Source organism: Streptomyces sp. NBC_01304, from assembly GCF_035975855.1.
GTDB lineage: Bacteria > Actinomycetota > Actinomycetes > Streptomycetales > Streptomycetaceae > Streptomyces.
On record NZ_CP109055.1, the window covers coordinates 2,542,397 to 2,568,913 of the forward strand.

General features: G+C 70.3%; 21 protein-coding genes and 1 pseudogene. 9 read left to right on the forward strand and 13 right to left on the reverse strand.

Translation table 11 applies throughout. The annotated features are described in order from the left end of the window. Positions 1-16 precede the first annotated feature (16 nt). The 7 genes and pseudogenes from OG430_RS11050 to OG430_RS11080 form a co-directional block, all read left to right on the forward strand. On the forward strand, positions 17-2,521 hold the full coding sequence (locus OG430_RS11050) for an Hsp70 family protein (RefSeq protein WP_327352278.1): 2,505 nt from the start codon (positions 17-19) through the stop codon (positions 2,519-2,521). Between the two features lie 120 nt (positions 2,522-2,641). Further along, positions 2,642-3,127 carry an ATP-binding protein gene (locus OG430_RS11055; RefSeq protein WP_327352279.1) on the forward strand — a complete coding sequence of 162 codons (486 nt, stop codon included), beginning with the start codon at positions 2,642-2,644 and terminating at the stop codon, positions 3,125-3,127. A 49-nt stretch (positions 3,128-3,176) separates the two neighbouring features. Beyond that, entirely contained in the window at positions 3,177-4,979 is a 1,803-nt protein-coding gene (locus OG430_RS11060) for a DUF4357 domain-containing protein (protein ID WP_327352280.1), read from the forward strand. Further along, entirely contained in the window at positions 4,976-6,256 is a 1,281-nt protein-coding gene (locus OG430_RS11065; protein ID WP_327352281.1) for an McrC family protein, read from the forward strand. The genes OG430_RS11060 and OG430_RS11065 overlap by 4 nt, the downstream gene beginning before the upstream one ends. 62 nt (positions 6,257-6,318) lie before the next feature. Next, positions 6,319-8,454, forward strand: a complete 2,136-nt coding sequence (locus OG430_RS11070) for a UvrD-helicase domain-containing protein (protein WP_327352282.1) — start codon at positions 6,319-6,321, stop codon at positions 8,452-8,454. 600 nt (positions 8,455-9,054) lie between these two features. After that, on the forward strand, positions 9,055-9,858 hold the full coding sequence (locus OG430_RS11075; RefSeq protein WP_327352283.1) for a hypothetical protein: 804 nt from the start codon (positions 9,055-9,057) through the stop codon (positions 9,856-9,858). 145 nt (positions 9,859-10,003) lie between these two features. Continuing rightward, positions 10,004-10,783 (forward strand): annotated as a pseudogene (locus OG430_RS11080) (sialidase family protein); the annotation flags it as partial. A gap of 312 nt (positions 10,784-11,095) precedes the next feature. Here OG430_RS11080 and OG430_RS11085 read toward each other — a convergent pair. From OG430_RS11085 to OG430_RS11125, 9 genes are all read right to left on the reverse strand, one after another. After that, complete coding sequence (locus OG430_RS11085) at positions 11,096-12,118, reverse strand: TIGR03842 family LLM class F420-dependent oxidoreductase (RefSeq protein WP_327352284.1); 1,023 nt, start codon at positions 12,116-12,118, stop codon at positions 11,096-11,098. A 29-nt stretch (positions 12,119-12,147) separates the two neighbouring features. Further along, on the reverse strand, positions 12,148-13,554 hold the full coding sequence (gene hydA / locus OG430_RS11090; protein WP_327352285.1) for a dihydropyrimidinase: 1,407 nt from the start codon (positions 13,552-13,554) through the stop codon (positions 12,148-12,150). Positions 13,555-13,617: 63 nt separating this feature from the next. Continuing rightward, the gene (locus OG430_RS11095) at positions 13,618-14,898 is read right to left on the reverse strand and encodes an aspartate aminotransferase family protein (RefSeq protein WP_327352286.1); all 1,281 of its coding nucleotides are present in this window, start codon (positions 14,896-14,898) and stop codon (positions 13,618-13,620) included. Next, positions 14,895-15,737 carry a nitrilase-related carbon-nitrogen hydrolase gene (locus OG430_RS11100; protein WP_327352287.1) on the reverse strand — a complete coding sequence of 281 codons (843 nt, stop codon included), beginning with the start codon at positions 15,735-15,737 and terminating at the stop codon, positions 14,895-14,897. The genes OG430_RS11095 and OG430_RS11100 overlap by 4 nt, the downstream gene beginning before the upstream one ends. 215 nt (positions 15,738-15,952) lie before the next feature. Beyond that, on the reverse strand, positions 15,953-17,476 hold the full coding sequence (locus OG430_RS11105; protein WP_327352288.1) for a hypothetical protein: 1,524 nt from the start codon (positions 17,474-17,476) through the stop codon (positions 15,953-15,955). A 203-nt stretch (positions 17,477-17,679) separates the two neighbouring features. Further along, a complete protein-coding gene (locus tag OG430_RS11110; protein WP_327352289.1) occupies positions 17,680-18,090 on the reverse strand; it encodes a PPOX class F420-dependent oxidoreductase in 411 nt (136 codons plus the stop codon). A gap of 75 nt (positions 18,091-18,165) precedes the next feature. Then, a complete protein-coding gene (locus tag OG430_RS11115) occupies positions 18,166-19,338 on the reverse strand; it encodes an alginate lyase family protein (protein ID WP_442816467.1) in 1,173 nt (390 codons plus the stop codon). A gap of 59 nt (positions 19,339-19,397) precedes the next feature. Continuing rightward, positions 19,398-20,831: an alginate lyase family protein gene (locus OG430_RS11120; protein ID WP_327352290.1), complete on the reverse strand. Its 1,434-nt coding sequence runs from the start codon at positions 20,829-20,831 to the stop codon at positions 19,398-19,400. Between the two features lie 41 nt (positions 20,832-20,872). Next, complete coding sequence (locus tag OG430_RS11125) at positions 20,873-21,298, reverse strand: winged helix-turn-helix transcriptional regulator (RefSeq protein WP_327352291.1); 426 nt, start codon at positions 21,296-21,298, stop codon at positions 20,873-20,875. Between the two features lie 117 nt (positions 21,299-21,415). On the opposite strand from OG430_RS11125, the gene OG430_RS11130 reads away from it, so the two are divergent. After that, entirely contained in the window at positions 21,416-22,072 is a 657-nt protein-coding gene (locus OG430_RS11130; RefSeq protein ID WP_327352292.1) for an NAD(P)-dependent oxidoreductase, read from the forward strand. Between the two features lie 187 nt (positions 22,073-22,259). Here the strand turns inward: OG430_RS11130 and OG430_RS11135 are convergent, their stop codons facing one another. Both OG430_RS11135 and OG430_RS11140 read right to left on the reverse strand, forming a co-directional pair. Then, the gene (locus OG430_RS11135) at positions 22,260-22,775 is read right to left on the reverse strand and encodes an NUDIX hydrolase (protein WP_327352293.1); all 516 of its coding nucleotides are present in this window, start codon (positions 22,773-22,775) and stop codon (positions 22,260-22,262) included. Next, on the reverse strand, positions 22,772-23,035 hold the full coding sequence (locus OG430_RS11140; protein WP_327352294.1) for a helix-turn-helix domain-containing protein: 264 nt from the start codon (positions 23,033-23,035) through the stop codon (positions 22,772-22,774). Before OG430_RS11140 ends, OG430_RS11135 begins: the two co-directional genes overlap by 4 nt. Before the next feature lie 32 nt (positions 23,036-23,067). Between OG430_RS11140 and map the strand changes: the two genes are divergently transcribed. Then, complete coding sequence (gene map, locus OG430_RS11145; RefSeq protein ID WP_327352295.1) at positions 23,068-23,835, forward strand: type I methionyl aminopeptidase; 768 nt, start codon at positions 23,068-23,070, stop codon at positions 23,833-23,835. A 149-nt stretch (positions 23,836-23,984) separates the two neighbouring features. Here map and OG430_RS11150 read toward each other — a convergent pair whose 3' ends face one another. Beyond that, positions 23,985-24,644, reverse strand: coding sequence for a glycoside hydrolase family 75 protein (locus tag OG430_RS11150; RefSeq protein WP_442816468.1), 660 nt, complete (start codon positions 24,642-24,644; stop codon positions 23,985-23,987). A gap of 25 nt (positions 24,645-24,669) precedes the next feature. Further along, positions 24,670-26,502: a gamma-glutamyltransferase gene (gene ggt / locus OG430_RS11155; protein WP_327352296.1), complete on the reverse strand. Its 1,833-nt coding sequence runs from the start codon at positions 26,500-26,502 to the stop codon at positions 24,670-24,672. Between the last annotated feature and the right edge of the window lie 15 nt (positions 26,503-26,517).

The window sequence follows — 26,517 nt, forward strand, 5'->3', positions numbered from 1 at the left end:
ATCGGAAGCATCTGCCATGCACCGGACTCTCGGCATCGACCTCGGCACCACCAACTCCGTCACGGCCTGGCTGGACAACGGCGTCCCGGCCGTCCTGCCCAACCGGCACGGTGAGGAGACCACTCCGTCAGCTGTCGGAATCGGCATCGAAGGTGAGGTGCTGATAGGGAAGGAGGCACTCCAGTGGCGTGACCGCAAGGCTTCGTCCGTGATCACCGAGGTGAAGCGGCTGATCGGACGCAAGTGGGAGGACCAGTCCGTACAGGAGACGTTGCGGGCGCGGCCCGACGATGCTCCGGGGGTCCGTCGGAGCGCGGCCGGCGCGGTGGAGGTCCGGCTCGGCGAGCACTACCTGTCCCCGGTACAGGTGTCAGCCGTCCTGTTGCGCGGGCTCAAGCGGGATGCCGAAGCCGCAGCGGGTGTCTCCTTCCCGCGCGCGGTCATCACCGTGCCTGCGTACTTCGCCGAACCGCAGATCGACGCGGTGCGCGCCGCCGGACAGCTGGCCGGTTTCCACGTCAGCCGAATCATTCCCGAACCGACCGCCGCCGCGCACGCGTTCGGGGTCGGCCCCAGCGAGCAGACAGGCGACGACTACTCGACGATGCTGGTGTTCGACCTCGGCGGGGGCACCTTCGACGCGTCGCTGCTGACGATCGGTCCGGGCTACTTCTCCGTGGACCAGCTCGGCGGGGACAACCTCCTCGGTGGGTCCGACTTCGACGCGCTGCTTGACGCGCACCTGCGCGAGCGGTTCGGCGGCCGTGACCACGACGGCGACCGAGACGCCTGCAGAATCCGGGCCGCCGCCGAGCTCGCGAAGATCGATCTTTCCGCGCGGGAGGTCTCCGAGTTGACCATCTCCCCGTTGGGACGCCACGGCGGATCCTGGTCGGGGCAAGTGCGCAGGGGCGACTTCGAGGGGTTGCTGGCCGGGCACCGACGCCGGATCACGGACATCGTCGAATCCGTGCTCAAGAAGGGCGACGCGACACCGGCGGACGTCCAACGCGTCCTCCTCGTCGGGGGCTCCACCCGCATCCCCTCGATACGAGCGGACCTCGCGGAGCTGTTCGGCGAGAAGGCCGTCTCGCACGCGGTGGACCCCATGCTGGCGGTGGCCCACGGCGCCGCAGTGGAGGCGGGCCTCGTCGACACCCTGGACTGCCCCTCCGGGTCCTGCACCAAGGAGTCCATCCCAGTGGGTGAAGACGCCTGCCCAGCCTGCGCCACTCCCCTGGTCGGCGCGACAACGGTGGACTGCCCGGACTGCCATGTCCCCGCCCCGGAACTCACCGATGCGTGCCCGGTGTGCGCCGGCGATCTGTCCGCACTGCGTGCCGCCGCCCCCGTGGTCGGCCGCGCGGAGTGCCCGGACTGCGGCAGGTACGACAACCCGGCTTCGGCCACGGTCTGCCTCGACTGCGACGCGCCGCTCCCCAAGGATGGCCTGAAGTGCCCCTCTTGCGGCATGACCAACGCCGCCGGTCTGAGCGCCTGCTCGTTCTGCGACGGCGACTTCGGCACCGCCGCTCCCCAGCAGATCACTGCGCAGCACATCGGGCTGGAACTCTCGGACGGCCGGCTGGAGGTCCTCTTCCCCGAAGGCACGCACTACCCGACCGAGTGGCACGAGATCGACACGCTCGCGGTACGCGGCGACAGCGGCGGCCCTGTGCGGTTCCTCCTGTGGGAGGGACCGCATCTGAGTTCGGCGCAGCGCAACGAATTCTGCGGCGGCTTCACCCACGACCGCTCCACCGGGCCCCGCACCGACCTGCCCCTCACTCTTCAGGTGCGGCTCGACGCGGACCGGACCCTCGACCTCAAGTACCGCCTCGGCACCGATGAGTGGCACGGAGCGCGGCTTCGGCGCAGCACGGTCGCCGCGGCGGTGGCACGCCGGGCCACACAGCTGCGCGGCCGCTACGCCGATTTCCTCGAGACCTGGGACGAGGAGCTCACGCTCGCGGAGCGGGCCGCCCTGAAAGCACCCCTCGGCGACCTCACATCGCTCAGCAGAGGGGAGCCCGTCGGCCGCTCGCTCGATGATCTTCTGGACTCTGCCGAGGACACACTGAGCGTGTGCTTGGAGGCCCGGAACGCCCACGCGGCGGCGACAATTCTCAGAAACAGAGCCGCCGGGCTGGTGCCTGAGCCGCTTCTGAGCTCACTCCGACTTGCCGCTCAGGCACTCATGCGGGCGCGCACGACCATGGACGCCGACCTGATGCGGGCTGGAACAGCGAAGGTTCATGATCTCCTGGACGACATCGATCCCGCCGTCCGCACCGCGATCCGGACCATCCGCCTCGCCGAGCAGGACTCCTACCAGGCAACCCTCGCCAAGGAGGTCCTGGCGTCCGGCGTGGCCCTGCAGCGCGCGGTCAAGCGCGGCGACAAGACCGCACGGGACACCGAACTCGTGCGCCTCGGCCGCCTCGCCGAGCAAGGCCGCACCCAGTCCGCGAACGTGCACGGCTCCTCGGGCACAGGTGGAGTGCTGCCGTCCCGGCGATGAAGGTGCGGCCCTCCGGTCGGGCTCGTCCGTCTGCCAGCCCCCACCGGCACTCCGTACGCTCACGCCGCGTACGGGGTGCCGCGCTCGCGCCCGACCGTCTGCGGTGGCCACGCTGGCGTCATGAACCGCACTGCTCCCCAACTCGACGCCACCGTAAGCACCTTCACGCAACTGCTGTCGTCCACCCGGCGCGGCACCCGGCTCGCGCGGCTGCTCACCGTGACCGAACTGCACGCCTGGGACGCTCCGCCCGAGCTGACGGAGCGTGCCGAAAGCGTGGTCGCGGAGCTGGCCGCCAACGCCGTCGCCCACGGCCGCCTGCCCGGCCGCGGCTTCCGGCTCACGCTCACCTACCGTCCGACGCCAGGCCTACTCCGTATCGAAGTCACCGACGCGCGCGGGGACCTGCTCCCCCAAACGGCCACCCCACCCACCGACGCCGCCTCGCTGAACAGCGGCGGACGCGGCCTGGCGCTCGTCGCCGCCCTGGCCGATCGCTGGGACACGGTCCCCTACCCGCCCAGCGGTAAGACGGTCGGTGCCGACCCTCGGACGAGGGCCGCCCAGCCCACCGAAAGCAGTTCGACCGACAGTGCGAATAGGTAAGGTTTTCGGTGTTCACAGGCCTCGCCCAGCTCCGGAGGGTCACTCACCCATGCCGCACCCCGACCGCCTCCCCGGCGCACCCGACTTCCGCATCGTCCTCTCCAATGGGGGCGGCGAGGCGCACGGCTATCTGCTCACCGAGTTCGGCGGCAACGGCACGCATAAGTTTCTGCTGCGGCAGGGGTCGATGGTCGCCGCCGAGGCGTGGCCCAGGCTTGGAGAGCACACGCGGCGGCTGCGTGCGGAGCTGCGCGAGAGCGGTGCGCTCGTCGACGCGCCCGCGGAATCCGACCATCCCGGGGCCCCACCGCGCTGGACCGCGAGCCGGGACATCGAGTGCAACTCCTCCTCCGCCGCCGCCTCCCTGGTCTACGGCTACAGTGGCTCGGGCCCCGAATCCTGGCGCACCGACGACGGCCACCCGCTCGCGGACTACCTCTCCACCAGTTGGCGCGCCCCGCGCAAGGCGTGGCTGGTGCGCGGCTCGAACGTCTCGGGCCACAACCTGGTGCGGCAGCTGTGGCTGCCGGAGGGATACGTGTCGCTGGCGGGCGCTCACCTGCCTGTGCTGGAGGAGGCCGATCCCACCAAGAGCGCCCTGCGCCGCTATGTCGAGGGCGGGTACGAGGGGGCGGCCTCGTACAGCCAGAAACAGGGCCTCGTCGACGAGCTGCACGCGTTCCTGACGCAGATGCGCGCCGGCGACGCAGTGGCCACCATCAGCGACGGTCGGCTACACGTCGGGCAGATCACCGGGGAGGCCGCGCAGACCTCGTCCCCGGGCGGGCTGTCGAACCTGCGGCGAGCCGTCGCTTGGCGGGCGGACAGTCACGCGTACGAAGAACTGCCCGAGGAAGTGCAGCAGAAGCTGTCCGTGCAGCATGACGTCGTCGACCTGACCGGGGTGCTGGACGCTCTGGACGAACTGACGGGGGTGGGCGAGCGTACGGAGCCGGCGGAGGGCGCCGAGCCGCCCGCGCCGCGGGAGCTGTCGCTGCCCGGCGTCAGTGAGGCACTCGCCGACGATCTCCTCGTCCATGACGCGTCCTGGCTCGACGAGATCCGTGAACTCCTCGTCGATGAACGCCAGTTGGTGTTCTACGGCCCGCCCGGCACCGGGAAGACCTACCTCGCGATGAAGCTGGCCGAGCACTTCGGCGGCGGACCGGAGCAGGTCAAGATCGTGCAGTTCCATCCCTCGTACGCCTATGAGGACTTCTTCGAAGGGTTCCGGCCCGTGGAGGATCCCGAGACGCGGGACGTGGCGTTCCGGATGACCGCGGGCCCGCTGCGGGAGCTCGCCGACCTGGCCTCCCGCGAAGGCAACCGGCACGTACCGCACTTCCTGATCATCGATGAGATCAACCGCGCCAATCTGGCGAAGGTATTCGGCGAGCTGTACTTCCTCCTGGAGTACCGAACGAGGTCGGTCCGCCTCACCTACTCCGGGGACGACTTCGCGCTGCCGCCCAATCTGTTCGTGATCGGCACAATGAACACCGCCGACCGGTCGATCGCCCTGGTGGACGCGGCGATGCGCCGACGCTTCGCGTTCGTGGAGCTGTCTCCGCGCACCGAGCCGACCGCCGGACTACTCGCCCGCTGGCTGAAGCGCGAGGGCCGCGATCCGGAGCCGGCCCACCTCCTCGATGCCCTCAACTCCCGCATCGACGATGCCGACTTCGCCATCGGCCCCTCGTATCTGATGAAGCCGGGCGTGTACCGCGACGGCGGCCTCGACCGCACCTGGCGGACGAAGATCCTGCCGCTGCTCGAGGAGCACCACTACGGAGAAGGCCTCGACGTCGCCGCCCGCTACGGCCTCGACGCGCTTCGCGAGCAGCGCCAGTGACCGTCTCGGCGGCTGAGGCTCCCCCGTCCACCACCGAGGTGACCCTGCGCGAGTACGGGCCCGCGGTCTCCGTCCCCCTCAGCCGGGAAGCCGGGCGGGCATTGGCCGCCTCCGGCATCCTGCAGAGCGCGACCCCGGACCCGCGCCGGGAAGGCCACTGGCTGCTGCGAGCGGGCAGCCGGGTCGGAGCCCTTCGCGCGCCCGGCGGTTCTGTAGTACGGATCACGCCCAAGACCCCGGTGAGCCGGCTGTTCTTCCTCCTCGGCTTCAGCCTCGATCCGGCGCGGGCCTGGCGCGACAGCCGCGAGGGCACGGTCGACATCGGCGCGTACGACGATGTCGTCCCCGCACTCGCCCACGCCGTGGAGCGACAGATCGACGCGGCGCTGCGTCAGGGGGTACTCCAGGGCTACCGCGAGGTCGAGGAATCCTCGCTCGTCATACGGGGACGGCTGCGCGAAGCCGAGCAGATCCGGCGGCGCTTCGGCCGTACGCCCCCCGTGGAGATCGCCTACGACGCGTACACGGCCGACACCGCGGAGAACCGCATCCTGCGCGCCGCTGCCGAGCGGCTGCTGCGACTGCCGGGCGTTCCCGGCCCGGTCCGGCGGCGCCTCGCCCATCAGCGTGGGCGTCTGTCGGATGCGCTGCCGCTGATACGCGGACAGGAACTGCCGCGCTGGCAGCCGTCGCGCCTCAACTCCCGTTACCAGCCCGCGCTACGGCTCGCCGAGGCCGTGCTGCGCGGCACCTCCCCGGAACACCGGCCGGCCGGGGCCGCGCCGCTCGCCGTGGACGGTTTCCTGCTCGACATGAACAAGCTCTTCGAGGACTTCGTCACCGTCGCACTGCGCGAGGCCCTGCGCGAACTCGGTCTCGTCGCACGTCTCCAGGACCCCCACCACCTGGACGTAGCGCGCCTCGTACGGATACGCCCCGACCTGGTCGTCCGCACAGCCGACGGCCGCACTCCGCTCGCCGTCGTCGACGCCAAGTACAAGGTCGAAAAGGCCGACGGGCTCCCCAACGCCGACCTCTACCAGGCACTCACGTACGCCACGGTCCTCGGCCTGCGCGAGGGACATCTGGTGTACGCGGCAGGACGGCAGCAGGAGCGCTGCCACGAGGTACGTGGCACAGCCGACGGACCCGGCAGACCCGGCGTACGGCTGTACCAGCACAGTCTCGACCTCGCGCGCGAGCCGGACCAACTCCTGTCCACGCTGCGGGAGATCGCCGAAAGGCTGGCCGTTGCCGCCCCACAGCCGCGATCATGAACGACCCGACGCAGGCTTGAAGCACCGACCGGCAGACCGTCCGGCAGAGAGGAACAGGCGCCATGCCCCGACTCGCCTTCGCCCAGAGCTTCTGGGACGGCTACGACAAGTTGGCGAAGCCGCTCCGAGCGGGAGTACGCAAGGCCATGGCGAAGTTCCAGGCCCTGAGCGTCGCCGAACTCAACTCCGACAAGGGCCTGCACCTGGAGTCCGTCGAGAATGCCCGCGACCGGCGGATGCGCACCATTCGCATCACCGACTTCTGGCGGGGCGTCGTCCTGGCACCCGACGACGGCAGCGACATGTTCCTCCTGGTCAACGTTCTGCCGCACGACGACGCCTACACATGGGCGGCGAAACGCCTCTACAGCGCGAACACGGCGACCCGGGCGCTGGAGGTCCGCAATGCCGTCGCCCTCGACGAGTTGACCCCGCTGTACGAGACCGCCTCACACACGGCTCCCCGGCTGCTGTTCGCGGACGTGTCCGACGGCACGCTGCGTGAGCTCGGTATCGACGATCAAGTACTGCGTGCCGCGCGTTCGCTGGCGGACAAAGCCCAACTGGAGGCGTTCTCCACGCTGCTCCCGGAAGACCAGCTGGAGGTGCTGCAGTACCTCGCCGAAGGATTCAGCCCGGAGGAGGTCTACCGCGATGTCGTGGCCGTCCGCCGTCCGGCCGACGCGCCCGCCGAGCCGGTGGAGGACTTGGCGACGGTCATCGTCAACACTTCCGCACGGGTTCGTCTGGTCACCGGGCCGCAGGAGCTGGCGGAGGTCCTTCGCAAGCCGTTCGCCGCGTGGCGGGTCTTCCTCCACCCCTCGCAGCGGCGCGTCGCCTACCGCACTTCCTGCAACGGCCCGGTGCAGGTCACCGGTGGCCCCGGCACCGGCAAGACCGTGGCCGCCCTGCACCGGGTCAAGCACTTGCTCGACCGCAGCGAAGACGGCCGCGTCCTGCTCACCACGTACACGAACGCACTCGCCGCCGGGCTGCGCGACATGCTCGGACTGCTGCTTGACGAGGACGAGAAGCTTCTGGCCCGGGTCGATGTGACGACGGTCGACGCCTATGCGAACGGCGTCCTGCGAGCGCATTCGACGGCCATGCCCCGACCGGCCGGGGACCGGGAGCAGCGGCAGTTGTGGGAAATGGCGGTCAAGCAGCTCCAACTCCCGTTCACAGCGCAGTTCCTGGCCCAGGAGTACCGGCACATCCTTCTCGGCCAGGACATCCGCGATGTCGACACATACCTCGGCGCGAAGCGCCGCGGCCGGGGCACCGGCCTGGGCCCCGCGCGCCGCAGGGAGGTGTGGCGCGGTGTGGAACTGTTCGAACGTTTCCTGCACGACCGCGGTGAGACCACTCACCTGCGGATCTGCGCCCGCGCCGCGGAACTCCTCACCGGCCAAGAGGCCCCGTACGCCCATGTCGTCGTCGACGAAGCACAGGACCTGCACCCCGCGCAGTGGCGTGTTCTGCGCGCCGCCGCAACTGCCGGCCCCGACGACCTGTTCGTCACCGGCGACCCGCACCAGCGGATCTACGACTCCCGGGTCTCGCTCGGCTCGTTGGGCATCAGCACGGCGGGCCGCAGCTTCCGGCTGCGGATCAACTACCGCTCGACCGAGGAAATCCTCGCCTGGTCGGCTCGCCTGCTCGCCCCCGTCACCGTCGAAGCGCTTGAGGGCGAGGGATCGGACTCACTGTCCGGCTACCGATCCCTGCTCCACGGAAGCCGACCCAAGGCGCAGGGGTACACGACCCGGAAAGAGGAGACCGATGCCCTGGTCGACCGGGTCCGAGCGCTGCTCGCCGAGGGCCTCGAACCGCACGAGATCGGCGTGTGCGCGCGCTTCAACCTCACCCTCGACACCGCCGAGGACAAGTTGCGGGCCGCGGGCATTCCCGTACTGCGGGTCAAAGGCCAGAGCCCACAGGGGGCCGACGGAGTGCGGCTGGCGACCATGCACGCGATGAAGGGGCTGGAGTTCCGTGCGGTATCCGTCCTCGGTGTCGGCGAGGGCACCCTCCCGTTCGCCCGCGAGATCACGCCACGCGCGGTTGACCCCCTCCAGCACGACGCCGACGTCCTCCGGGAACGCTGCCTGCTCTTCGTCTCCTGCACGCGCGCCCGCGAGGCCTTGAGCGTGACATGGAGCGGAACTCCGAGCTCGTTTCTCCCGCAGACCGGCTGAGCCGCACGTGGCTGCGGGCAGGGCGAGGCGATTCCCGCGGCCGGTATGAGAGTGCCGCGTATCTCGGCGTAGGGGTCCTCACCGATGGCCGCGATCACGACATCGAACTCGCTCGGGTCGGCTTCTGTGAGGAAGGAGTCGACCGTACAGCGGTCGGGGCTGACGACGACGCTTACCGCCTCGCCGATCGTCATGGCTCCGGGCAGGTCGTCCGGGCCGAGACCGTCACCCTGCCAGCTCAGAGTCCAGCCCCGCACTGCTTGCCCAGATCATCGTCGACGCTGCCGGTGACCAGCACACTTAATGTGCGGGCCGGCGGAAGCGAACCGGGTGAATTCCTCGGCAGGACCAGCCTTGGCGACCGCCTCGCGTGACGACGCCCGGCGTTCGGCGCGGCCCAGAACGGGGCGTTCGGATCTGGCGCGATCGCGTGGTCTGGTTCGTTCCCACAGCCCCGCGCCAGGAGGTGGTGTCGCATCTCGGACACACCCCGCCGACCGTGCCCCACCTTGGTAGCTTCGGCGCACCGAGCACGCGGGATCTTGATCTCCTCGCGTGGACGCTCGCCACCGCATCAACAGCACATGGGGGAATACAGGCGTGACCAGCCGCATACGGGTGCACGATGACGGTGTCCTGCCGAGGGCCGGCTGGCTCGGCTTCCTGGCGCGTCCATTCGTACTCGCCGGCAGAGTCTTCCGGCCCGGCCGTGCAGGCCGCCTCACCGACCAGCGTATGGAGGCCGCCCAGGTCGCCCGTACGGCGATCGCATTCGCAGCGGCCGCCTGGTTGCTCTATTCCTATCCACTGCGGGGATCAGCCGAGGACTTCGCACAGGACGAGTTCGTGAAGGCCCTGCTCAGTGCTGCCCTGCTCCTGTCGGCGTCACCTCTCGCGTTGGTCATGTTCATCCTGGCCACACGGCCGCCGCGGCGGTCGGCCTATCTGCGCCGGTTCGGTGGCCCGCTGGTCGCCTTCGGGGTTCTCCTGTGCGTGACAGCGTTCAACTGGGCCCTGTGGCAAGAGGGGATGGAACCCGCGTGGGCCAGGCAGCTGCCCTGGGGACTCGGGCTCGTCACTCTGCTCGTGCTGCTGGCCGCAATGCTCTTCTCCTTGCCGTTCTTCCTCGCGGCCCTCGTCCTGTCGGTGCACCACACGTTCCGCATGGCCGATGTCCACGAGGTTCTCCCCCCGCTCCTTTCTCCCTTGCTCGTCTGGTCGATGTTCTTCGTCCAACTCTTCGACAGTCCCCCGGTCAACGCACCCGCGTGGGTGCGCGTGCTCTTCCTGGTCGGCGCTCCGCTGTCCGTGACCGCTCTGTCTGTGTGGGAAGTGCGCCGACTGCGTACCCATCACGGCGTCACGCTGCGCCGAGCGCTCAACCGGGAGCGGGCCAGCGCCTGAGCCGTACGGCATATCTCAACCCGAGCATTGCCGAGAGCGAGCACTACGGCCCCAAGACGTGCCAGGCAGTCGCCAGATTCAACCGGGAGCACCTTCTGGGCCGGCATCCCACTCCCGACGACGACCCGCGGATCACGCACAAGGGATCCTGCGCGGCCAGGCCACCGCCACGCAGGGCCGACGGGTATTCGTGCAGACCAGCGCCAACGACAGACGCTCATTCACCCGTCCACGACAAATCACATCCTCCGCGGGCGCGGCGGCCGCCGTGAAGCTCCCCGCCTGGCGCTGGTACGCCACCGGCCCTGGCCACGCCCTCTCCATCACCAGCGGCAGCCACAAGGGCCGCCTCATCATCCCTGCCAACCACTCCACCACCCCGCCACCGGGCTCACCGGACAGCGGGCAGGAAGCCAAGTACTACGGCGCGCACGCCATCCACAGCGACGACGGAGGCCGAACCTGGCGGACCGGATTCACCGACGCCTCCTACGACGGCACTGACAACGCCAACGAGTCCAGCGTGGCCGAGCTCCCCGACGGACGGCTCTACTTCAACGCCCGCGACCAGCACGGGACGGACCCCGGAATCCGTCTGGACAGCTACTCCAGCGACGCCGGCGCCACCCTTGACCGCCCCTACCGCGCCCAGCCCGCCCTCAACGAGGTACCTGTCGTCGAGGGCAGTGTGCTGCAACTCCCGGGAAAGAACGGCCCGCTGTTGTTCTCCGGCCCCTCAAGGCCGACCAGCCGTACCGCGATGGCCATCTGGACCAGCGCTGACGCCGGACGCTCCTTCCACAAAGCACTCACCCTGTCGACAAAGAAGGCCGCCTACTCCGACCTGGTCCAGCCCGATCCCGAGACAGTCGGCATCCTGTACGAAACCGGAACCGCCCACCCCCACGACACCATCGTCTTCCGAAACGCATCCCGCTCCGCGAGGTCACCCCCTAGCAAGCCGACCCTTCGCCACACACATCACGCCACACGCGTTTTCGGCATATACGTCGACACGGCCCACAACGAGCGAATCTCCGCAGGTCACAGGGGGCGTGATACGACCAGCCCTTGTCGTCGGCTCCTGCCTGGGACTCGAACCTGCGGCCAACACCCCGTACTGGCGAAAGATCAGCCCGCTCCCGCAATGCACACTCCGTGTACAACCACCCGGGAAGTCCAGGGAAACCCCAAGGTCAGAGCCATAAAGACGGAAGAGTCGGCCTGTACGCCGGGGTCAGTCCCTCAGGGCGGAGATGACCGCGGCCCCATAGCCGTCGATGACAGCTTCGCGGGCATCGTGCATGGCGTAGACGGCGAACTGGTCGACGCCCAAGGCCTTCAACTGCCCGAGTTTGGCGATGTGTTGCTCGGCGGTGCCGATGAGACAGAAGCGGTCCACGATTTCGTCGGGGACGAAGGCAGTGTCGGGGTTGTCGGAGCGGCCGTGGTGGGAGTAGTCGTAGCCTTGGCGGGCCTTGATGTACTCGGTCAGCGCCTCCGGCACCAGGTCGGAGTGTTCGCCGTACTTGGCGACCAGGTCGGCGACGTGGTTGCCGACCATGCCGCCGAACCAACGGCACTGCTCGCGGGCATGCGCAAGCGCGGCCGGGCTGTCGTCCACGGTCAAATACGCCGGGGCGGCCACGCAGATCTTGACGTCCGCCGGGTCGCGCCCAGCCGCCACCGCCGCATCGCGCACCGCCTTGACCATCCACTCGGTCAGATACGGATCGGCAAGTTGAAGAATGAACCCGTCGGCCTCCTCCCCCGTCATCTTCAAGGCCTTCGGCCCGTACGCGGCCATCCAGACCGGGAGTTGGGCGTCCGGCTTGATCCACGGGAAGCGGACCGTCGTGCCGCCGCCCAGATCCGCCTCCTCACCGGATGCCAGCGCCCGGATCACCTTCATCGCCTCGCTGATCCGGGCCAGGGTGTTGGGCTGACGGCCGGCTACGCGCATGGCCGAATCGCCCCGCCCGATCCCGCACACCGTCCGGTTGCCGTACATGTCGTTCAGCGTGGCGAAGGTGGAGGCGGTCACCTCCCACGTACGCGTACCCGGATTGGTGACCATCGGGCCGACCGTCAGCTTCTGGGTGTTGGCCAGGATCTGGGAGTAGATGACGAAGGGTTCCTGCCACAGCACCGCCGAGTCGAAGGTCCAGCCGTAGCGGAAGCCATTGCGTTCGGCCCGCTTCATCAGGCTGATCACCTGCGAGGCCGGCGGGTCGGTCTGCAGGACAAGTCCGAAATCCATGATGCGGTCTCTCCTAGCTCACTTGCCGACTAGCCGACGTACTGGGTGATGCCACGCGGGACATAGGCGCCGTGCCCGGCCCGACCCGTGAACTCGCGCTGGTTGATGATGACTTCGCCGCGCGACAGGACCGTCTCGACCCGGCCGGTCACACGCTTGCCCTCGTACGCCGAGTAGTCGACGTTCATGTGATGGGTCTCGGCGGACATGACCTGTTCCGCGTTCGGGTCGTAGATGACGACATCCGCGTCCGCGCCCGGCGCAATCGTGCCCTTCTTGCCATACAGGCCGAACATCCGCGCCGGGGCGGCACACGCGATCTCGATCCAGCGGCGGCGGGTGATGTGCCCGTCGAGGACTGCCTGGTGGAGGAGGTCCATGCGGTTCTCCACCCCCGGCAACCCATTCGGGATCTTCGAGAAGTCCCCCCGCCCGAGCTCCTTCTGCCCCACGAAACAGAACGGACAGTGATCCGTGGACACCACCTGCAGATCATTCGTCCGCAAGCCCCGCCACAGCGCCGCCTGATGCTCACGCGGCCGAAGCGGCGTCGAACAGACGTACTTCGCGCCCTCGAAGTCCGGCTCCGCCAGATTGTCCGTGGACAGGAACAGATACTGCGGGCACGTCTCCCCGAACACAGGAAGCCCCTCGTCCCGCGCCCGCGCCAGCTCCGCCACCGCCTCCTGCGCCGAGACGTGCACGACGTACACCGGCGCCCCGGCCACCTGCGCCAGCTTGATCACCCGATGCGTCGCCTCCGCCTCCAGCAACGCCTTGCGCACCTCACCGTGATACCGCGGATCAGTCTCGCCCCGTGCCAGCGCCTGCTCCACCAGCACGTCGATCGCGAGCCCGTTCTCCGCGTGCATCATGATCAGGCCGCCGTTGACCGACGCCTTCTGCATGGCGCGCAGGATCTGGCCGTCGTCGCTGAAGAAGACCCCCGGGTACGCGGTGAACAGTTTGAAGGAGGTGATCCCCTCCTCCACAAGGAGGTCCATCTCCTTCAGGGACCGCTCGTTCACGTCCGAGAGGATCATGTGGAAGCCGTAGTCGATCGCGCACTTGCCGTCCGCCTTCGCGTGCCAGGCGTCCAACCCCTCGCGCAGCGCGTGCCCTTGGCTCTGTACGGCGAAGTCGACGATGGTCGTGGTGCCGCCCCAGGCGGCCGCCTTGGTGCCCGTCTCGAAGGAGTCGGAGGCGAAGGTGCCGCCGAAGGGCAGCTCCATGTGGGTGTGGGCGTCGACGCCACCCGGGATGACGTACTTGCCCGTCGCGTCGATCACGCGGTCGGCGGTCCAGGAGCCGGCGACCGCCGACTCGTGTGCGGCCAGGGCGGCGATGCGGCCGTCCTCGATCAGTACGTCGGCGTGGGTTTCGTCGGTGGCGGTGATGACGAGGCCGCCGCGGATCAGGGTGCGGGTGCTGCTCATTGGTTTCCCCTTGACCGGTCGGGACGGTGAAGCAGAGAAGCGGTGCTGCGGTGCTGCGGTGAACTAAACGCCGCGCAGGGCCCGTTCGATGATTGCCGCGCCCTCCTCCGCCTCCGCAACCGTGAGGCTGAGCGGTGGGGCGATGCGGAGCACGCTGGTGTTGTGGCCGCCGCCCTTGCCGAGTAGCAGGCCGCCCTCGCGTGCTGCCTCCAGGACCGCGGTGGCCAGTTCGGGGGCGGGCTCGTCGGTGCCGGGCTTGACCAGTTCGATGCCGATCATGAGGCCCCGGCCGCGGACTTCCCGTACGCACTCCACACCGGCCGCCGCCGCGCGCAGCCGCTCCAGGAGGAGGCCGCCCACGCGGCGGGCGTTGCCCTGCAGGTCGTGTTCGAGGAGGTACGTGAGGTTGGCGAGGCCTGCCGCCATCGTGATCGGGGAGCCGCCGAACGTCGAAATCGAGTTGGCGTCAAGGGAGTTCATGATGTCGGCGCGGGCCACCACGCCGCCGATCGACATGCCGTTGCCGATGCCCTTGGCGAAGGTCAGCATGTCGGGGGGACCGGAGGCGGCGTGCGCCTGCCAGCCCCAGAAGTGGTCGCCGGTGCGGCCCCAGCCCGTCTGGACCTCGTCCGAGATCCACAACACGCCCTGGGAGGAGAGGACTTCACGGAAGGCCGCGTACAGGCCGTCGGGTGGGGAGGTGAAGCCGCCGACGCCCTGGATCGGTTCGGCCAGGAGCGCCGCCACGCCCCGGGTCTGGCCCAGCATGTCCTTGAGGTCGTCGACGCAGGCCGCGATGAAGTCCGCGTCGGAGAGGTGGGCGTAGGGGCCGCGGCCCCGCACACCCCCGTGGACGTACAGCGTCTGCAGCGGGGAGAGGCTGGTCGGGGACCAGCCTTTGTTGCCAGTGAGGCCGACTGCCGTGAAGGAGCGGCCGTGGTAGCTGTTGCGCATCGCCAGGATCTGGTTCGACCGGCGGTACGCGGTGGCCAGGAGCAGGGCCGTGTCGTTGGCCTCCGTGCCCGAGGTCGTGAAGAAGACGCGGGCGTCGGGGATGCCGGACAACGCCGCGACCCGCTCGGCGAGTTCGACCATCGGGCGGTTCAGGTAGAGCGTCGAGGAGTGCAGGATGCGGCCGGCCTGCTCGGTCACGGCCTTGGTGACCTCGGGCAGGGCGTGGGCGGTCATCGTGGTGAGGATGCCGCCGAAGAAGTCGAGGTACTTGGTGCCGTCCACGTCCCAGACGTGGCGGCCCTCGCCGTGGGTGAGCTCGATGGGTGAGGAGTAGTACAGGGCCAGCCAGTCGGGGAGGACGGCGTTGTGGCGGTCATGCAGGTTGGTCACGGCTGCACCAGCCCTTCGTAGGCGTCGGGGCGGCGGTCGCGGTAGAACGCCCACTGTTTACGTACTTCGTCGATGAGGTCGAAGTCGAGGTCCCGGACGAGGAGTTCCTCGGATTTGTCGCTCGCGGTCTCTCCCACGAACTGCCCGCGCGGGTCGACGAAATAGCTGGTGCCGTAGAAGTCGTTGTCGCCGTACTCCTCCTGGCCCACGCGGTTGATCGCCGCGATGAAGTACTCGTTGGCGACGGCGGCCGCGGGCTGCTCCAGCTGCCACAGGTACGCGGAGAGGCCGCGGGAGGTCGCAGAGGGGTTGTAGACCAACTGGGCGCCGTTGAGGCCCAGTTGGCGCCAGCCCTCCGGGAAGTGGCGGTCGTAGCAGATGTACACACCGATCCTGCCGACGGCCGTGTCGAAGACCGGCCAGCCCATGTTCCCCGGCTTGAAGTAGTACTTCTCCCAGAAGCCCTTGACCTGCGGGATGTGGTGCTTGCGGTACTTGCCGAGGTAGGAGCCGTCGGCGTCGATCACGGCCGCGGTGTTGAAGTAGAACCCGGACTGTTCGAGTTCGAAGACGGGGACGACGATGACCATGCCGGTCTCCCGGGCCAGGTCCTGCATCCGGCGCACGGTCGGGCCGTCCGGGACGGCCTCGGCCCAGCGGTAGTGCTCCTCCTCCTGCACCTGGCAGAAGTACGGGGCGTTGAACACCTCCTGGAAGCCGATCACCTTGGCGCCCTGGCGGGCGGCCTCGCGGGCGTGTTCCTCGTGCTTGGCAATCATGGATTCGGTGTCGCCGGTCCAGGTCGCCTGGACCAGTGCGGCGCGTACGACGTTGGCCATGAGCTGCTCCTTCGACGGGACGTCAGAGAGCCTCTACGCCCGTAGATTCGGAACGCAGAGAGATGAACGTAAGCCCCGTCGACGGGCGGGGCAAGACCATCGTCGTGAACCCGCAGAGTCGATCATGTTTCGTACCCGAGCGGGTGACGGGCCGATGAGAAGTGGGCGTCTCCTGGGCCTACTTGCGCGCCGGGTGACAGGCGCGACCGGTGACGTCAGGCGGTGAGACCCGCGACGCGGAGGGCGTGCATCAGGTCCCAGTGGTGCTCCGGGGACACCGCGTGCGCGGCGGTGAGGAGGCGCGGCACGAGGTGGTCCGGGTCGGTCTCGGCGATGCGGGCGGCCTCTTCCGGCGTACGGACACGGAGGTACGCGTCCAGGAGTGCGGCGGCCTCGCGCTCGCGGCCCGCCTCGTCGAGGGCGAGCACGGCGTCCGCGATGTCGGGCGCGGGGCGGGCCACGCCCTGGCGCAGGAGTCCGCGGCAGTCTTCGGTGCGGCCTGCTGCGGCGAGCGCGTCGGCGGCCGCGACCAGGCGGTCCGGGGGCAGGGACGCCGCCTCCCACAGCAGCGTGGCCCAGTCGGCGCCGAGCCCGGCCCGGTGCAGCTCGGCGGCGAGCAGGGGCAGTCGGGGCGCCGGCCAGCGGGCGGCCTCGCAGAGCACGGCATGGGCCTCGCCACTGCGGCCCTGGCCGCGCAGTCGGACGAGATCGGCGACGGCCTGGGCGGTGGCGCGCGGTGCCTCGTCGTCGAGGGGTTGAGGGGCGCGGCGCGGGTTGTCCCCGGCGGGGGTGCCACCGGAGAAGCGGGCGCCGCGAGGCGTGGTGTCGTCCGTGGGCGGCGGCAGGGGCATGACGGGGACCACCGGCACTTCGTCGGCCGCCGCGTCATCGGACTCCAGACCGGCGAAGCGGGCACCTCGGGGGCGACGCGGGGGCTTGCGCCGGCGGGGCTCTTCGGGAGGTGGGGCTTGGGCGGGGACTTGGGCGGGGACTTGGGCGAGGGGTTGGGGGTCGGGGGCGGGGCCACGGTCGGCCTCACCCTCGGGCCAGGCCCCCGGCCCTCCCTCGCGAGCAGTCGCCGCAGCCTGCGGCCACACAGGGCCGGGATCAGGCCGAACCGCCGGCCCGGGGGCGCGGTCGGGGTCGGCCATGGCCTCACCCCCGGACCAGGCCGTCGGCCCCCCGCCCCAACCAGCCGCCGCGGACTCCGGCCACACCGTGCCCACGTACCCGACCCGCCGGTCCAACTCCGCCATCCGCGCGCGCAGTTCGGCACACCGTGCCGTGGCCCGTTCCTGGTCGTCGCGGGCCCAGGCCAGCTCCAGGTGGATGCCCTCCACCCGGTCCGGCGCGGCGGCTGCCAGCAACTCGCCGAGATCCAGGCCGCGTTCGGCGGCGTACCGCTGTTCCCTGAGCATGATGTCCAGCCGGTCCGCCAGGATCTCACGGGCCCCCGGCCGGGCATCGTGCGCCCGCACCGACGCAGCGTGCAGCGCGCCCGCCCGTGCCGTCTCACCCTCGGCGACCGCCGGGCCCGCGTCCGCCGCGAGGTCGTGCAGGAGTGCCTGCACCACGTCCCAGGGCGGCACCTCGCGCCCGTCGAGGCAGGCCGCCATGCCGTCGGGGTCCCGCTGCCAGAACACGCCGCACCAGCCGCCGCCCTGATCGAGGCGGGCCAGCAGCTCTTGCAGATAGCCCGCGAACTCCCGTACCTGATCGGGGAGTTGTTCCACTGTCATCGCCGCCAGCCCCCAGCAGGACGCCCCAGCAGACTGGAGCGTTCCGGTCCGCAACTCGTCCGGCTGGCATTCGACACCCGCCGTGTTACGGGCGGGCTACAGGGGCTTTTCCACGACGGAGCGGAACGGCCACTTCACGTTCCGGTACCGAAGCCGAATCCGGCTCCGAATCCGAAGTCGGAGCCCGAGCCCGAGCCGGAACCTCAGGCGTCCAGCCTGATCGCGATCCCGGTGTGCGGCCGCTTGCCGAGCCGGACGATCGCCGCGGGCCAGTCGATCAGCCAGTACTTCAGCTTGTACTTGGCCGAGAGCAGCTTCCGCAGCCGCGGCAGGTCGGACTCGGGCAGCAGCCGGGCCGTCCCCTCCGCGCTCGGCGCCCCGGGCGCGATCCGGCCGCGTACGTCACAGGCCGCGACCACGACGCGGGGGTTGTTGCGGATGCGCTTGACCTTCCAGGTGTTGGTCTTGGTCCACACATACAGCTCGTCGCCGTCCCGCGTGACCCACACCGGGGTCGCGACGCCCGTGCCGTTCTTACGGTGGGTGGTGAGGCTGATGTACTGGGCGCGCCCGAGCGCGGCGAGGGTCCCGGCTCCGGTGGTGTCTGAGGTCATGGGCGGTGAGCCTATGTCAGGGGCCTCGCGAAACCCTGGTGCGGGCCACCGATTCCCAGCGATCGGGCCGAGCGCCTACGTCCCCGGATTCGCCGCGTGCGTCAGCGTCTCCCAGGCCACGAAGAGGTCATCGGTCCCGGCGGGCCGCATCGCCTGGGCGAGCCGGCTCGTGCGCGGCATCGGCAGGCCGAGCCGGCCCTGCAGATGATTGAGCGCGACCTCCAGATCGGGCCCCATCGTGAGCTCCGGATTCCCGCCGCACAGCCACTTCGGCACGGCCCCGCCCGCCTGGTATCCGGCGTGCAACTCCAGTGCGGCGCGCAGCCGTTGGCGTACCGGCCCGTACAGGTCGACGCCCTGGTGGTGCGCGGTCTCCGCGATGTGCGCGGTCGCGGCGAGCGCGTAGCCCACGTGCATGAAGTTGCGGCAGCTCTCCTGCCCGAGCCCGTCGACGTACACCTTCTGCCCGAACCAGAACTCCCTGATCTCCTCGGGGGTGTCCGCCTTCCCGCCGGGCGGCGGCACCGGGAGCGGGCCGTCCGAGCGCAGGTAGAAGTAGGCGGGCACGCGCATCTTGAACCGGCGTACGGCGCGGTCGAAGACCTGTCGGTCGTCGAGGAAGACGGCGATCTGGATCGAGGCGTCGATCATCGCCAGGTCCCAGTTGCCGTTGTAGTCGGCGACCTCCTCGGCGTATTCGCCCAGGTAGGCGTGGCGGAGCATGTTCCCGAAGCGCTCCACTCGCGCTTTCGGCCAACCGTCGTACGTGTACCGGACGATCTCCGCAGCACGGGCCCAGGTCGAGCCCGCCCAGGCCGCCTGGAGCGCCGAGTTGCCCTCGGTGTGGTCGCGCAGGACCTTCGACCAGGCGTCCATGATCCGCACCGCACGCTCGGCGTGCGCGCGCTCGCCGGTGACGTACCAGAGCAGGGCCTGCGTGTAGGCGGCGATCGCGTCCTCGCGCTCGGCGGTGCAGGCGGGGGGCTTGGTGTAGGGCTTGCAGGCGACGACCGCGATCGGGTGCGGGCGGTGGTCGGGGGCGGCGTAGCGGCTGTCGCGCAGTTGCCGGTACGCGGAGCGCCAGGGCTCCGCTCCGTCGTGGACGTGGGCCCGCATGCCGTCCAACTGGGCGCGGTTGAGCAGCACTCCGGGGTGGGCGAAGTACCCCGGGTCCGGCGGCGGGGGCGGAGCTGCGGCGGTCGCGAACAGGGCGACGACGGCCAGGGCGAAGGCGAGGGGGCGTCTCACGGATCTCACACGTCTGACGGATCTCACGGATCTCACAGGTCTCACGGATCTCACGGGTCTCACGGGTTCTCTCCGTGGGTGAGGGTCTCCCAGGCGACGAACAGGTTGTCCGTGCCGGCCGGGCGCTGCTCCCCCGCGAGCCGGCGGGCCTTGGGGAGGCGCCCGCCCATGCGGTTCTGCAGGTGGTTGAGGGCGACTTCCAGGTCGGGGCCCAGGGTCGGGGTGATGTGGCCGCCGCACAGCCAGTCCGGGGCGGTCTCGGCATCCCTGAGCTGGTAGTCGGCGTGCAGTTCGAGGGCGGGGCGCAGGCGTGGACCGATCTCGCGCCAGAGGTCGATGCCCTGGTGGTGGGCGGTCTCGGCGACGTGGGCGGTCGCGGCGAGCGCGTAGCCGACGTGCTCGAAGTTGCGGCAGGTCTCCTGGGCCAGGCCGTCGACCAGCCTGCGCTGCCCGAACCAGTAACGCGTGAGCTCGGCCGGCGCGTCGAGGAGGGCGCCGGGCGGCGCCTTCGGCCGGGGGCCGTCGCCGTGAACGTAGAAGTAGGCCGGAACCCGGTTGCGTACCCGCGCGACCGCCCGCTCCAAGACCGACCGGTCGTCGAGGAAGACGCCGATGGACGCGGCGGCGTCCGCCATCACCAGGTCCCAGTTGCCGTTGCGGCCGAGCGAACCCCCGGCGACCTGCGGCAGATAGATCTCACGCAAGAACCGGTCGAAGCGCGTGATGCCGTCGGCGGACCAGCCCTTGTACACGTACCGCATGATCTCGGCGGCGCGCGCCCACATGGAGCCGGCCCACGCGGACTGCAGACCGGAGTTGGCCTCGGTGTGGTTCTTCAGGGTCGCGGACCACAGGTCCATGATCTCGAGGGCCTTCTTCGCGTACTTCTCGTCGCGGGTGACCGTCCACATCAGGGCGTGGGTGTACGCGGCGATCGCGTCCTCGCGCTCCTGCTGACAGCCGCGCCCGGGGCGGTTGCCGGACGGGCAGGAGACCTCGGTCTGGGGCTGCGGGTAGTACCAGAGCGAGGCGTAACGGCTGGCCCGCATGCCGTCGAAGGCGGAGGCCCAGGGTTCCTTGCCGGCCTTGACCTGCTTGCGGACGGTGTCCAGCTGGGCTCGGCTGACCAGGGCGCCGGGGTGGCGGAGGGGCTTGGGCTGGGGGGCGGGGGCCGTGGGGCCCAGGGCCTGTGTCGGAAGTGGCGTCGTCAGCCCGGAGGGCTGGCCCTGCGCCCGCTGCGGAGCAACTGGTGTCTGCAGTCGGTGCGTGCTCTCGGCGGGCCGGCCGGAAGGCCCCGTCGATGGACCGGACGTACTTGGGCTTTCGGCCGGTGCGGCGAGCGGGGGCACCTCCCACGCCCTTGAGGCAGTGGGGGCGCGTGCCGGGCGTCGCGGGACAGACGCCACTTCCGACACAGGCCCTAGGGCGGTGAGGAGAGGGGCGAGCAGTGCGGCGGCGAGGGTGCGGCGCACGGCTGCGTGCGGTCGGGACATACCGGCAGCGTGACCCCGGGCGGGGCCCGGCGCAGGATCTGTTAGTCCGAGCCGGGCCGCGCGTACGGCTGGTCGGTGCGCGGGAGCTCGTCCAGGTGTTCGCGTGCCCAGTCGCAGGCGACGTCCATCGGGCCGAGGAGGGAGTGGCCGAGCGGGGTGAGCGCGTACTCGACCCGGGGCGGGTTCTCGTCGTACGCGGTGCGGGTGAGCCAGCCGTCGCGCTCCATGGCGCGCAGGGTCTCGGTGAGGACCTTCGGGGCGACGCCCTTGAGGGGGACCTTGAGCTCGGTGAAGCGGCGCGGGCCGTCCTGCAGACAGCGCAGGACCATGCCGCTCCACTTGTCGCCGACCCGGATGGGCATGCGGTGGCCGCAGTGGGGGTCGAACATCTCGGGGCTCAAGGGCTCCCGGCTCTGGGGCTCGGGACTCAAGAGCTCGGGACTCAAGGGCTCGGGGTGGGCCGTCATGGCCAAACAATAGAACCCGCTGTACGTACGTCGAGGTCAGGGCCGGTTCCGTTGCAGTAACCGGGGAGGTCCCGCCTACCTTCCGGTCATCGGAACGCAGGACCAGGGAGGAACTTCATGAGCAAGATCGTGATTTTCGGGGCGGGCGGACGTGTGGGGCGCGCGGCGGTCTCGGAGGCCGTGCGGCGCGGGCACGCGGTGACGGCGGTGGTGCGGGATCCGGCCAAGTACCCGGACCTGGCGGCGTTGGAGGGCGTCGCGGTGGTGCGCGGCGACGCGACGGACGCCGACTCGGTGGCCTCGGTCGCGGCGGGGCACGACGCGGCGGTGAACGCCTCGGCCCGCCTGGACACGCCCTCGGAGCAGTACTTCACTGCGGCGGCACGGGCTCTGCTTGACGGGCTGACGCGGGCCGGGGTCGGGCGGCTGCTCGTGCTCGGGATCGCGACGACGCTGGAGGTTTCGCCGGGAGCGGGGGTGCGGGTGATGGACGACCCGGCGTTCCCGGAGGAGTACCGGGTGTTCTCGCAGGGCCATGTCGCGGAGTTCGAGCTGCTGCTCGAGGAGGCACCGGCCGGGCTCGACTGGCTGATGGTGGTCCCGCCGATGGACCTGAACGCGCAGGCGCCGAGCACGGGGAGCTATCGCACTGCGGTGGGGTCCGTGGTGGAGGGGGCGGCGGGCCGGATCTCGCATGCGGATCTGGCGGTGGCGCTGCTGGACGAGATCGAGGCGCCCCGGCATCGGCGGGTGCAGCTCGGGGTGTCGGGCTAGGGCCTTGCTCCCCGTGGCAGGGCCTTGCTCCCTGGGTCGAGGCCCGTCACCCGGTTCAAGGCCTGCCCCCCTGAGTCAAGGCCCGTCACCCGGTTCAAGACCTGACCCCCTGAGTCAAGGCCCATCCCCTGGTCCGAGGCCTGACCCCCTGGACCAAAGCAGCCAGCCGCCCGGTCCAGGGCCCGGCTCACTTGGGTTCGTTCGGCACGAACCCCAGGTCCACCCCGTCCCCGCCCGCCACATGCTCGGCGAGCACCCGCCCCAACTGCGGCGGCCACAGGGCCTCTTGGGGCGCGGCGAGCTCGGCGGGACTCCACCAGCGGGAGGCCAGGATGCCGTCCTCCGCGTGCGCGGCCGCCACGTCGGGGCCGATGGCGCGGCGGCGTTCCAGGATCGGGGCGAGGTAGATGTGCTCGTGCTGGCGCACCGGCACCCCGGCCCGGGTGAAGTCGTGCTCCCAGGTGCAGAGCAGCTCACCGAGGTCCAGGTCGGCCCAGCCCGTCTCCTCCCGGACTTCGCGCAGCGCCCCCGTGCGCGGCGACTCGCCGGGGTCGAGGCCGCCGCCGGGCATCGCCCAGTGCACGCCGACCTCGGAGTTGTCGTAGCGGAGCAGGAAGACGGCGCCGTCCGGGTCGAGCACGGCGGCCCGGGCGGCGGGGCGGGGTATGCGTCGCAGGCCGCCCGAGATCATGGCGTCGGTCATGCCACGGCCACCGGAGCGACGTACGAGCACCGCGCGAGGAGCTCGTCCATGGAGAGGCCGAGCACCTGGGCCAGGGCCGCCACCGTGAAGAACGCGGGCGTCGGGGCCCGGCCCGTCTCGATCTTGCGGAGGGTTTCCGCGGAAAGACCGGCGCCGGCGGCGATCTCCACCATGCTGCGGCCGCCGCGCGCCTGGCGCAGCAGTTGGCCGAGCCGCTCGCCGCGTTCGCGCTCTTCTGGGGTCAAGGGGGTACGCACCATGCCGCCATTCTAATACCGGTATAGTAATTGGCATGGTTGAGCTCAAGACAGACGCGTCGATGGACCTGATGCGCGAAGCGGGCCGGGTCGTGGCCCAGGGCCTGACGGCCGCCCGGGAGGCGGCACACGTCGGCGTGACCCTCCTCGAACTGGACGAGATCGCGCACGACGTCCTGCGGAAGGCAGGCGCAACCTCGCCCTTCCTCGGCTACCGGCCGACCTTCGCGACCACCAGGTTCCCGGCGGTGATCTGCGCGTCCGTGAACGACGCGATCGTGCACGGCATTCCGAACGGCTACCGGCTGAGCGACGGCGACCTCGTCTCGATCGACTTCGGGTCCCAACTGAACGGCTGGGCGGGCGACTCGGCGATCAGCTTCACGGTCGGCACCCCGCGCCCCGAGGACGTGACCCTGGTCGAGACGGCGGAGGCGGCGCTGGCGGCCGGGATCGCGGCGGCCGTCGTCGGCAACCGCATCGGCGACATCGCGCACGCGATCGGCACGGTGTGCCGGGCGGCGGGGTACGGGATCCCCGACGGGTTCGGCGGGCACGGTGTGGGCCGGAGCATGCACGAGGATCCGCCGGTGCCGAACGAGGGGCGGGCCGGCCGGGGCATGCGGCTGCGGCACGGCATGGTGCTCGCGATCGAGCCGATGCTGATCGGTGGGGGCAAGGACGGGTACTACGAGGACACGGACGGGTGGACGCTCCGGACCAACGACGGCAGCCGGGCTGCGCATGCGGAGCACACCGTGGCGATCACTGAGGCTGGGCCTCGGATTCTCACGGCGCTTTAAGCGGCACTGCTTTCTCCCCTCCCCGCCCCTTCCCGAAAGTCCTCAAACGCCGGACGGGCTGATTTCATCAGCCCGTCCGGCGTTTGAGGACACCGCCCGCAGGGCGGAAGGCGTCGCAGACTTTCGGGAAGGGGCGGGGCGGGGAAAAATCAATTCGCCCGCAAGAACCGCTTCGCCAGCCCAACCCCCGCCACCACCGCAGCCCGATGACTCTCGATCGGCCGCACCCGAGAGTCCTTGAACAGGATGTACGTCACCCCACCCGACACCCCACCCCGCACCGGATCCGGATCGATCCCCAACGCCCGTGCCGTCGCATAGGACGCCTCACCGATCAGATCCGAAGGCCCCTGGTCCCCGACCACGGCGTACTCGACCCGCCCGCGATAGATGACCGCGACCACACCCCCACCCCGAATCCCGGCCCCCGCGGCATTCCAGATCCGGCTCGGCAACGGCACCACCACATACGGCAACAGCGCCGGATTCAAATGCTGCCCATTGGCCTTCTGGTAGGCCGTGGTCGGCTGAAAGTAAGGATCGGTCCGCCGATTGCACTGCCGCGAGACCTGCCCGTCGCAGTCGATGTCGAGGTCGGCCTTCCAAAAGACCGCACCCCTCATCCCGCACACCGGCACCGAGGCCCGCGCCCCGTCGTCCGTGCGGTACTTGCCCCGCGAGAGCTGCGTACAGGAACGGACCTTGGCCAGAAGCGCCGCCGCCCCCACCCCGCCCTCCTGCGCCACCGCGGGCGGCACCGCGACAGCGAGGAGAACAGGGGCGAGGGCGACCGGAACGAGTGCGCGCAAAACGGCACTCCTTACTGATGAGACGTCAGGAGCTCGGGTACACCACCCTTGCCGAGCCCCCGCCCCTTCGCACCTTTTCCGCCGCCGCGAGCCAGCGCCCGTCCGGCAGCCGCTGCACACCCGTGGCCGCCCCGATCTCCGGGTTCTGCCGGAAGCCGTGGCCGAGCGATTCGAGCCGGCCCCTCAACGGGCTGTCCCACAGCCCCGGTTCGAGCTCGGTCGTGGCCTGGTTGCGCTGGCTGGCCCGGGGCGCGGCGATCGCGTCGACGAGCGGAAGTCCGCGGTCGACGACGCCCGTCAGGGTCTGCAGCACCGTGGTGATGATGGTCGCGCCACCGGGTGAGCCGAGCGCCAGGACCGGCTTTCCGTGCTTGAGCACGATCGTCGGCGAGATCGACGAGCGCGGCCGCTTGCCGGGGCCGGGCAGATTCGGGTCGTGCACCTCGGGGCTCGCGGGCGCGAACGAGAAGTCCGTCAGCTCGTTGTTGAGCAGGAACCCCCGCCCCGGCACGGTGATGCCGCTGCCGCCCGTCGACTCGATGGTCAGGGTGTAGGCGACGACGTTGCCCCACTTGTCGGCGGCCGTGAGGTGAGTGGTGTTCTCCCCCTCGTACGTCGTCGGGGCGGCCTTGCCCGCCGCGGAGCACGGCGCCGGGTGCCGCGGGTCGCCGGGCGCGAGCGGACTGGTCAGGGCCTTGTCGTCCTTGATCAGGCAGGCCCGCGAGTCGGCGTACCGCTGTGAAAGAAGCTCCTTCGTCGGTACGTCCTCGAAGGCGGGGTCCCCCACCCAGCGGCCCCGGTCCGCGAAGGCGATCCGGCTGGCCTCGATGTAGCGGTGCAGATACTGGGCCTCGGAGGCCTTCGAAAGGTCGCTCCCCTCAAGGATGTTGAGCGCCTCACCGACGCTCGTACCGCCGGAGGACGAGGGCGCCATGGAGTACACGTCGAGGCCGCGGTACCCGACCCTGGTCGGCTTCTGCCGCAGCGTCCCGTACCGGGCCAGGTCCTTCGCCGAGAGGTCACCGGGCCGCGCGTTGCGTCCGGAAGCCGGGTCGACCGGCGGCTTGTTGACGGTACGTACGATGTCGTCCGCGAGCGCCCCGCGATACAGGGCCCCCGTCCCCTTGCGCCCCAACTCCCCGTACGTACGCGCCAGATCGGGGTTCTTGAACGTCGACCCGACCACCGGCAGCTGCCCGCCGGGCAGGAACAGCTTCGCCGTGTCCGGGAAGTCCTTGAAGCGGGCCTGGTTCGCCTCGGTCTGCGAGCGGAAGGTCGCATCGACCGTGAAGCCGTCGGCGGCAAGGCGCTCGGCCGGCTTGAGCAGCTTGCGCAGCGGCTTGCTGCCCCAGGCGTCGAGGGCGTCGTCCCAGGTGGCGGGGGTGCCGGGGGTGCCGACGCCCAGGCCGCTGGTGACCGCGTCCGCGAAGGGGAGCGGCTTGCCGTCCGCGCCGAGGAAGAGGGACGAGTCGGCGGTCAGCGGGGCCGTCTCGCGGCCGTCGAGGGTGTGCACTTTGCGGGACTTGGCGTCGTAATAGACGAAATAGCCGCCGCCTCCGATGCCCGCCGAGTACGGCTCGGTGACGCCGAGCGCCGCGGCCGTGGCTATCGCCGCGTCCACCGCGTTGCCGCCGCCCCGCAGGACTTCGATGCCGGCGGCCGAGGCGTCCGCGTCGACGCTCGACACGGCCCCGCCGTAGCCGACGGCGAGGGGCGTCTTCGGCGGCTCGGGCGATGTTGCCTTTCCAACAGAATCCGCGGCAGATGAATGCGGTGAAGCGGGCGCGGTGGCACCTATCGATACCAGAGCCGCCGTAACGGCCAATATCGAAAGATTGCGCGCAACAGGGCGTCTCATCCGTACCTCCGGTCA

Bases quoted from the DNA above. Each gene is read 5' to 3' on its own strand.
- OG430_RS11050 (WP_327352278.1), top strand. From the start codon at position 17: ATGCACCGGACTCTCGGCATCGACCTCGGCACCACCAACTCCGTCACG.
- OG430_RS11055 (WP_327352279.1), top strand. From the start codon at position 2,642: ATGAACCGCACTGCTCCCCAACTCGACGCCACCGTAAGCACCTTCACG.
- OG430_RS11060 (WP_327352280.1), top strand. From the start codon at position 3,177: ATGCCGCACCCCGACCGCCTCCCCGGCGCACCCGACTTCCGCATCGTC.
- OG430_RS11070 (WP_327352282.1), top strand. From the start codon at position 6,319: ATGCCCCGACTCGCCTTCGCCCAGAGCTTCTGGGACGGCTACGACAAG.
- OG430_RS11085 (WP_327352284.1), bottom strand. From the start codon at position 12,118: ATGGATTTCGGACTTGTCCTGCAGACCGACCCGCCGGCCTCGCAGGTG.
- hydA (WP_327352285.1), bottom strand. From the start codon at position 13,554: ATGAGCAGCACCCGCACCCTGATCCGCGGCGGCCTCGTCATCACCGCC.
- OG430_RS11100 (WP_327352287.1), bottom strand. From the start codon at position 15,737: ATGGCCAACGTCGTACGCGCCGCACTGGTCCAGGCGACCTGGACCGGC.
- OG430_RS11105 (WP_327352288.1), bottom strand. From the start codon at position 17,476: ATGACAGTGGAACAACTCCCCGATCAGGTACGGGAGTTCGCGGGCTAT.
- OG430_RS11110 (WP_327352289.1), bottom strand. From the start codon at position 18,090: ATGACCTCAGACACCACCGGAGCCGGGACCCTCGCCGCGCTCGGGCGC.
- OG430_RS11120 (WP_327352290.1), bottom strand. From the start codon at position 20,831: ATGTCCCGACCGCACGCAGCCGTGCGCCGCACCCTCGCCGCCGCACTG.
- OG430_RS11125 (WP_327352291.1), bottom strand. From the start codon at position 21,298: ATGACGGCCCACCCCGAGCCCTTGAGTCCCGAGCTCTTGAGTCCCGAG.
- OG430_RS11130 (WP_327352292.1), top strand. From the start codon at position 21,416: ATGAGCAAGATCGTGATTTTCGGGGCGGGCGGACGTGTGGGGCGCGCG.
- OG430_RS11135 (WP_327352293.1), bottom strand. From the start codon at position 22,775: ATGACCGACGCCATGATCTCGGGCGGCCTGCGACGCATACCCCGCCCC.
- OG430_RS11140 (WP_327352294.1), bottom strand. From the start codon at position 23,035: ATGGTGCGTACCCCCTTGACCCCAGAAGAGCGCGAACGCGGCGAGCGG.
- map (WP_327352295.1), top strand. From the start codon at position 23,068: ATGGTTGAGCTCAAGACAGACGCGTCGATGGACCTGATGCGCGAAGCG.
- ggt (WP_327352296.1), bottom strand. From the start codon at position 26,502: ATGAGACGCCCTGTTGCGCGCAATCTTTCGATATTGGCCGTTACGGCG.